The 7,858-nt window shown below is 69.6% G+C and carries 6 protein-coding genes; 2 read left to right on the top strand and 4 right to left on the bottom strand.

The annotated features are described in order from the left end of the window. On the top strand, positions 1-926 hold a 926-nt coding region (locus B551_RS10200; RefSeq protein WP_043438635.1), incomplete at its 5' end, for an acyl-CoA dehydrogenase family protein. Between the two features lie 4 nt (positions 927-930). Here the strand turns inward: B551_RS10200 and B551_RS10195 are convergent. Beyond that, positions 931-3,840 carry an EAL domain-containing protein gene (locus B551_RS10195; RefSeq protein WP_023264012.1) on the bottom strand — a complete coding sequence of 970 codons (2,910 nt, stop codon included), beginning with the start codon at positions 3,838-3,840 and terminating at the stop codon, positions 931-933. Between the two features lie 336 nt (positions 3,841-4,176). Here B551_RS10195 and B551_RS10190 point away from each other — a divergent pair, with 336 nt between their 5' ends. Further along, positions 4,177-4,626, top strand: a complete 450-nt coding sequence (locus tag B551_RS10190) for a nuclear transport factor 2 family protein (RefSeq protein ID WP_006576799.1) — start codon at positions 4,177-4,179, stop codon at positions 4,624-4,626. Positions 4,627-4,659: 33 nt separating this feature from the next. Here the strand turns inward: B551_RS10190 and B551_RS10185 are convergent, their stop codons facing one another. From B551_RS10185 to B551_RS10175, 3 genes are all read right to left on the bottom strand, one after another. Beyond that, entirely contained in the window at positions 4,660-5,673 is a 1,014-nt protein-coding gene (locus B551_RS10185; RefSeq protein WP_006576798.1) for a tripartite tricarboxylate transporter substrate-binding protein, read from the bottom strand. 192 nt (positions 5,674-5,865) lie between these two features. Beyond that, complete coding sequence (locus B551_RS10180) at positions 5,866-6,771, bottom strand: LysR substrate-binding domain-containing protein (protein WP_006576797.1); 906 nt, start codon at positions 6,769-6,771, stop codon at positions 5,866-5,868. Positions 6,772-6,918: 147 nt separating this feature from the next. Then, a partial coding sequence (locus tag B551_RS10175; protein ID WP_023264011.1) for a tripartite tricarboxylate transporter substrate binding protein occupies positions 6,919-7,858 on the bottom strand: 940 nt, incomplete at its 5' end.

Below are 7,858 nucleotides of genomic sequence, written 5' to 3'. Positions count from 1 at the left end.
ATCTGCAGCACCGCGCGATGGCGCGCGACGACACGCATTGGCCACCGGCAGCCACACAACGAGTGTTCGACAGCGCGGTGTCCGAGGGCGCGCTGATCAACGCCCTGCGCGTCGAGCCGGAACTGGGCTCGCCTTCGCGCGGCGGACTGCCGGGCACGGTGGCAACGCGCACGGCGGACGGCTGGCGCCTGCACGGGCGCAAGCTCTATTGCACCGGCATCCCGGCGCTGCGCTGGCTCGCGGTCTGGGCGCGCACCGACGAGCCGCAGCCGCGCGTCGGCGTGTTTCTGGTGCCGGGTCCCGCCGATCCGGCACGCGGCATTCGCGTGGTCGAAAACTGGAACCATCTGGGGCTGCGCGCTTCGGGCAGCCACGAGACGGTGCTGGACGATGTGTGGATTCCGCCGGAATACGCGGTCGATCTCCGCCTGCCCGAGCAATGGACGCCGGCGGGCGCCAGTCAGGCCGATATCGACGCCAATGCCGATCAGCAGGCCTGGATGGTCGTACTGCTCGGCAGCCTCTACGATGCGGTGGCGCGTGCCGGCTTCGACTGGATTCGCGACTTCGTGCAGACCCGTGCGCCGGCGAGCCTGGGCGCGCCACTGGCGACGTTGCCGCGCGTGCAGCAGACCATCGGCGAAATCGCCGCGCTGCTGCAGGCCAACCGGGCACTGCTCGACGACGCGACCTCGCGCATCGATGCCGGCCACCCGCCGACGCCCGGCGACAGCGGGCTATTGAAGTTCACCGTGACCGGCAATGCGATCCGCGCGGTCGAACTCGCGCTGCAACTGGCGGGCAATCACGGACTGAGCCGCAACAACCCGCTGGAGCGCCACTACCGTGACGTGCTCTGCGGCCGCGTGCATACGCCGCAGGACGACGCGATCCTGATCGCGGCGGGCAGGCATGCGCTGGCGTGATGGTTCATGATGCCGCCCGCCCGGCGATGTATGCGCTGGCACCGCGCTCGAGCAGTTGCAGGGCCTGCGCCGCCGGCACCGGCGGACTGAACAGATAGCCCTGCCCCTCGTCATAGCCCTCCTCGCGCACCGCGGCGAGCTGGCTCTCGGTCTCGATGCCCTCGGCCGTGGTCACGAGCTCGAACGCCGCGCCGAGGCTCGCCACCGCGTGCAGGATCGCGCGCGCTTCGTGGCCGCCGTGCAGATCGGTGACGAAGGAGCGGTCGAGCTTGATCTTGTCGAAGGCAAAGCTGCGCAGATAGCCCAGCGACGAATAGCCGGTGCCGAAGTCGTCCATCGCGATGCGCACACCGACCTCGCGCAGCGCCTGCAGCGTCGACAGATTGGTCTGGCTCTCCTGCAGCAGCACCGACTCGGTGATCTCCAGCTGCAGCCTTTGGGGTGATAGCCCGGCCTCGCCCAGCGCTTGCCGCACCGTGTCGACCAGCGCCGGATCGCGGAACTGCAGCGGCGACAGGTTGACGGCCACCGACACCGCGGCCGGCCAAGCCGCGGCCTGCCGGCTCGCCTCGCGCAACACCCAGGCGCCGATCGGCACGATCAGGCCGGTCTCCTCGGCCATCGGCACGAACTCCGCCGGCGAAATCATGCCGCGGTCCGGATGCTGCCAGCGCAGCAGCGCCTCGAAGCAGCGGACCTGTCCCGAGCGCAGGTCGTACACCGGCTGGTAGTGCAGCACGAACTGTCCGTCGGCCAGCGCCTGGTGCAGGTCGCGCTTGATCGCGACGCGGGCGCGCAACTGCGCGTCCATGTCGGCGTGGAACGCGAGCACGCTCGAGGCGCCCTCGCGCTTGGCGTGGTCGAGCGCGATATCGGCGGCGCGCAGCAGATCGTCGGGCCGTTCCCCGTGTTCGGGCGCGATCGCGATGCCGACACTCGCGCCCATGGTCACCGTATGCTCCTCGATCGTGAACGGCTCGGACAGGCAGGACTGGATGCGGCGCGCCAGCGCCGCCGCCTGCGCGCCGTCGGCAACCGGCGTCTGCACCACGACGAATTCGTCGCTGCCCAGCCGCGCGACGGTATCGGCCTCGGTCAGGCAGCCGCGCAGCCTGTCCGCGACCTGGCGCAGCACGGCGTCGCCGACCGCATGGCCGAAGGTGTCGTTGACGCCCTTGAAGCCGCTCAGATCGACGCAATGCAGGGCGGCGCGGCTGCGCTCGCGCAGCAGCCGCTCCAGATGCTCGCGCAGGGCGACGCGGTTCGGTGTGCCGGTCAGCGCGTCGTGCCGGCTCAGGTAGGCCAGGCGCTGCTGCGCGGCCAGGCGTTCCTGTTCGGCGCGGCGGCGTTCCGTGATGTTGCGAAAGAAGATCGACAGGCCCTCGGCCGTCGGATAGGCGTGCACTTCCAGCCAGATCGCCAGCGGCGGTAGGTATTCCTCGAAGGCGACCGACACCTGTTCGTCCAGCGCCCGCCGGTAGTGCCGCGCGAACACGCCGTCGGCCTCCTCGGGAAACATCTCCCACAGGCTGCGGCCGATCGCGGGGGCGCGTTCCTGCAACGCCCGGGCGGCGTTGCCGTTGAAATAGGTCAGCCGCCAGTCGCGGTCGATCACGATCACGCTGTCCATGGTGCTCTCCAGCACCGCGGACAGCCGCTGCGCCAGCTGCTGCGCCTCGCGTTGCGCGCGGTCGGCCGCGTCGCGCGCCTGGCGCGCCTCGGTGGCATCGAGCGAAATCGCCAGCAGGCGCGCCGGCCGGCCCTGCTCGCCCGGGATCGACGCGGTCACGGTATCGAGCCACTGCACGGCGCCATTGCGGGTATGGCGGCGGATCGTGAAACGGCCGATGCCGCCGGAGCGGGCCGCGTCCAGCGCCGCGCCGGCGTCCGCGCGGCAGGGCTCCGGGACCAGGTCGACCCATCGTTGGCCCAGTACCGGCTCGTCGTCATCGAGCTCCAGCAGGCGATACGCGGTCGCATTGGCGTACAGCACGCGGCCATCCAGGTCGAGCACGCGAATGCAGTTCGGGCTGTTCTCGAGGATGCTGCGGCTGAATCGCTCGCTTTCGCGCAGCGCCGCCTCGGCACGCTTGTGGTCGTCGATGTCTTCCAGCGTGCCGTACCAGCGCACCACCTTGCCATCCTCGTCGCGCCGGGCCGCGGCGCGCGAGCGGAACCAGCGGTATTGGCCGGCCTGCATCCGCAACCGGAACTCGTGGTCGAACGGCTGCCCCGTATCGACGCTGTCCCGCCAGCGCCGCAAGGTGTCGGGCAGATCGTCGGGATGGACCTGCTCGGCCCAGCCGGTGCCCTTGCCCTGCTCCACCGATCTGCCGGTCAGCTCCTCCCAGCGCGGCCCGGCTTCGGACACCAGCCCTTGCGCATCGGCGGTCCACGGCACCTGCGGATTCAATTCGACCGAATGGCGGTAATGCGCCTCGCTCTCGCGCAGCGCGCTCTCGGCGCGGCGGATGTCGGTGATATCGATGATCGAGGCGATCACGACCGGCATCGGCGCGCCGTCGGGTCCGGCCAGCATCACGCGGCGCTTGCGCGTTGCCAGCACGCGCGTGCTGCCGTCGGCGGCGGTCAGCGTCTCCTCGACCTCGCGTTCCTCACCGGTGTCGAACACCTCGTCGTCGACCGCCCAATAGCCGTCGGCCTGTTCCCTGGGCAGGAAGTCATGATCGGTGTGGCCGAGCAGCGCCGCACGGCTGTGGCCCATCAGGTCGCACATCTGGTCGTTCAGCAGCAACCAGCGATGGGCGCGGTCCTTGACCAGCACCGGATGCGGCAGCGCGTTCAGCAGCGCCTCGAGCGCGGCCGCGCCGCGGTCGCCGTGAAACAGCGCGAGCGCTGATGGGCCATCCTCCGATGGCGCTTCCTGTCGATCGGGCGCTGCGCGAGGGGTCATGAAAGGGGCGATGGTTGCGTGGCGACAGCGGCGCGGTGCGGAGATGGCCGCGTCCGTACCGTGTCCATTGGGCGGCACTGTAGCGCACATGTCATCCGCCTTGCTGTCCACCGCTGTCCGACACTCGGTGAGCGGCGATACGCGATCGTGGCGTTGGGCGATGGCTTCGCATGGGCTGGCGACCGAGTCGCGCTTCTAATGCAACTGTTTGCATACGCTGAGGCGCACTGCTATTCTCAATGCAACCAGTTGCATAAGCAAGCGTGCCGCGGCATCGGTCGATCCCGTCGGCACGCTTTGCGCCGTCCCTGCCCTTGACCCGAAGAGGAGAGCCTGATGGAAATCGACGACCAGCCCTTGTCCGATGCCGCGCGCCGTACCCTGGCGGCCTGGCATCGGTTGCTGGAGCGCAATGCGATGGAGGAACTGGATCCGCTGCTGTCGGACCGCATCGTGTTCCGCTCGCCGGTCGCGCATACGCCCTACCCCGGCCGCGACGCGATCAAGCTGGTGCTGAAGACCGTCAATACGGTGTTCCAGAACTTTCGCTATCACCGCACCTTCGCCAGCAGCGACGGCAACAGCGTCGTGCTGGAATTCAGCGCCGAAGTCGACGGCAAGGCGCTCAAGGGCATCGACATGCTGCGCTTCGACGAGCAAGGACGGATCGAGGAGTTCGAGGTGATGGTGCGCCCGATGAGCGGCCTGCAGGCCTTGGGCGCGGCGATGGGCGAGCGCCTTGGCGCCGCCCGCGAGACGCTGACGGGCAAGGCGCCGCGGCATTGAACCGGCGGCGCCCGGGATAGCCGGTGCCGGCGCTCAGTCGGCGAAGGCGCCGGCCTTGCGCAGCATCGGCTGCCACTTGTCGCTTTCGGCCTTGAGCCAGGTCTTCAGGCCTTCCGGGGTCTGCTTGGCCGGCGGCACGATCTCGGCGCCCAGTTCGTCCAGCCGCTTGACCACCGCCGGGTCCTTCAGCGCCGCCTGCAGCGCGGCGGTCAGGCGCGCGACCACCGGGGCCGGCGTGCCCTTCGGCGCATACACGCCGTGCCACACCTTCATCTCGAAGCCCTTGAGGCCGCCTTCCTGCAAGGTCGGCGCATTGGGCAACGCGCGGATCCGCTGCGGCGTGGTGACGCCGTACAGCTTGACCTTGTTGGCGGCGATCTGCGGCAGCGTCGCGGTGGTCTGGTCGCACAACACGTCGACCTGGCCGCCCAGCAGCGCCGTCATGGCGGGCGCCGTGCCCTGGAACGGAATCACGTTCAGCTTGACGTTGGTGGCCTGTTCGAACAGCAGCCCGCACAGCTGCGAGACCGCGCCGAGCCCCGCGTTGGCAAGATTGATCTTCGACTCGTTCTGCTGCACGTAGCGGACCAGTTCCGCCGTGTTGTTGGGTGGCAAGTCTTTCTTGCCCAGCAGCGTCATCGGCACGTCGGCGACCTGGCCGACGTATTCGAAGTCCTTCAGCGGGTCGTACGACAGCTTGCGGTACAGCGCCGGCGCGGTGGCCATGCCGTTGTGGTGGATCAACAGCGTATAGCCGTCGGCCTCGGCGCGGGCCACATAGGCCGGCGCGATGGTGCCGCCCGCGCCGGTACGGTTCTCGACCACCACGCTCTGGCCGAGGTGTTTCGACATGGCCTGGCCGAGGCTGCGCGCGACCACGTCGGTGGGACCGCCGGCGGAGAACGGCACCACCAGCGCGATGGGCTTGTGCGGGAAGGCATCGGCCGCCTGCACGGCGGCCGCGGCGAGCAGGCCGAGCGCCGCGACGGTCAGGCGCAGCGAAGCGAGCGGTCGAAGGGAATGGGTGGACCCAATACGAACAGCCATGGCGATGTCTCCGGATGTAATGCCCTGCGTACCCAGGGCTCGAAATCGCCGTAGTGTCGGCCAACCGGCCGCTTCGGCGCCATCTGCCATTGCTTAAGCCATCGTACGGGTCAGCGGAAGCCGGGTTTATGCGGATCGCTGTTGCGGCCCGCCGGCGGACGCTGACAGCGACGGCTCAGCCGCCGGCGCGCCTCACTCCCCGGCGGCCATCCGCTCGAGATGCGCCACCAGCATGCGCGCGGCCGGCGACAGGCTCTGCTCGTCGCGGAAACAGATCGCAAAGCGCCGATGCGCCCAGCCATCGGTCAGCGGCACGACCCGCACGTCAAGACTCGCGGCGACCGGTTCGACCACCTCCCGCGGCATGATCGCCAAACCCAGCCCGGCGCGCACGCAGCGCAGCGACGCGTCGAAGGTCGATACCACCGCGCGATAGGTCACGGGCCTGCCGAAGATGGCCGCATGGCGCGCCAGCATGGTGTGTACCGCGGTCTGCGCCGGCAGGCCGATATGGTCGAAGTCCAGCGTATCGGAGAACGCGCACTCGATTGCCTCGGCGAGCGGATGCGAGGCAGGCACCACCGCGGCCAGGTGGTCGGCGCGATAGGGGCGCGTGGCGAGCCCTTCCAGATCGGCGGCGTCCCAGCAGATGCCGAGCGGCGCGGAGCCCTCGCGCACCGCGCGCACCACCTCGCGGCTCACGGCTTCCTCGACCGACACGCGGATATCGCGGTGCTCGGGCTGCTGCAGAAAGCCGGCAATGTCGTCGGGCAGCGATTCCGCCATCGACGACACCGTGGCGAGCAGCCTGACCTGCCCCTTGATGCCCGAGCCATAGTCGGCCATGTCGCGCGCGACCCGGTCGGCCGCCGCCAGCATCGCCCGCGCATGCTCGAGCAGGATCTCGCCGGCCGGAGTCGGAATCACGCCGCGCCGGCGCCGTTCGAGCAGCTGCGCGCCGACCGTATCCTCCAGTTGCGCCAGCCGCTTGCTGATCGCCGACGCAACGATATGCTGCTGCTCACCCGCCCGCGCCATGTTGCGCGTCTCGCAGACCGCGACAAACAGGCGCAGGCTGGTCAAATCCAGGTCCCGCATCGTGGGCTTGCTCCTTGGCACCGCGAAAGGCTCGTCAGGGGGCAAATCATAGCGCGGCGTTTCTCGGCCGGAGGCTTCTCCGCCATCGGCAGACGAGAAGGCAAGCGTGAGCGGGACAGGGAGATTGGCCGCGCTGCGAGAACCGCCTCAATCGAGGCTCAGCTTCGCCTGCGCCGCGACCTTCTTCCACTTGGCGATTTCCGCTTGGCGGAAAGCATCGAGCTCGGCCGGCGTCGAGCCGACGGTCTCGGCGCCAAAGCCCGCCAGTTGCTCGGCCACGACCGGATCCTTCAGCACCTGCGCCAGCGCGCGAGAGACCTGGTCGACGATGGCCGGCGGCGTGCCGGCCGGCGCGAACACCGCGTTCCATTCGTAGCTCTCGTAGCCCGGCACGCCCGCCTCCGCGATGGTCGGCAGCTCGGGCGCGGCCTTCGAGCGCTTCGAGCCGCCCACCGCCACCACACGCAGCTTGCCGTTCTTGATGTGCTGCCAGGCCGAACCCATGCTGGCGAACATCACCGGCACCTGGCCTGCCATCACGTCGACCATCGCCGGACCGCCGCCCTTGTAGGCGACGTGCTCGAGCCGCGTGTTCGCCATCAGGTTGAACAGCTCGCCGGCCAGATGCTGCGCCGAGCCGTTGCCGGCGGAGGCGAAATAGACCGGCTTGCCGGCATTGGCCTGGCCCAGCTTGATCAGGTCGGCCACCGACTTGACTGGATACGACGGCGTGACCACCAGCGCATTGGGCACGCGCAACAGCAGCGACACCGGTGCGAAATCCTTCAGCGTGTCGAACTGCATGCGGCTGTGCAGCGCCGGGTTCTGCGCGTGATTCGACGCATCGAGCATCAACGTGTAACCGTCCGGCTTGGCGCGCGCGACATAGGCGCCGCCGATCATGCCGCCCGCGCCGCCGCGGTTCTCGATCACGACCGGCTGGCCGAGCAGGCTGGACAGCTTCGGCGCCAGCAGCCGCGCGACGACGTCGACCGTGCCGCCCGGCGGATAGGTGACGACCAGCGTCACCGGGCGGTCGGGGTAGGCCGCGGCGGCGGGCGCGGCCGCCGCCGCGAGCAGCACCGCG

Source organism: Cupriavidus sp. HPC(L), assembly GCF_000307735.3.
Taxonomy (GTDB): domain Bacteria; phylum Pseudomonadota; class Gammaproteobacteria; order Burkholderiales; family Burkholderiaceae; genus Cupriavidus.
This window is presented reverse-complemented; position numbering and strand designations above follow the sequence as displayed.

Excerpts from the sequence above, each read along its gene's own strand:
- B551_RS10180 (WP_006576797.1), bottom strand. The coding sequence starts at position 6,771 with ATGCGGGACCTGGATTTGACCAGCCTGCGCCTGTTTGTCGCGGTCTGC.
- B551_RS10185 (WP_006576798.1), bottom strand. The coding sequence starts at position 5,673 with ATGGCTGTTCGTATTGGGTCCACCCATTCCCTTCGACCGCTCGCTTCG.
- B551_RS10195 (WP_023264012.1), bottom strand. The coding sequence starts at position 3,840 with ATGACCCCTCGCGCAGCGCCCGATCGACAGGAAGCGCCATCGGAGGAT.
- B551_RS10190 (WP_006576799.1), top strand. The coding sequence starts at position 4,177 with ATGGAAATCGACGACCAGCCCTTGTCCGATGCCGCGCGCCGTACCCTG.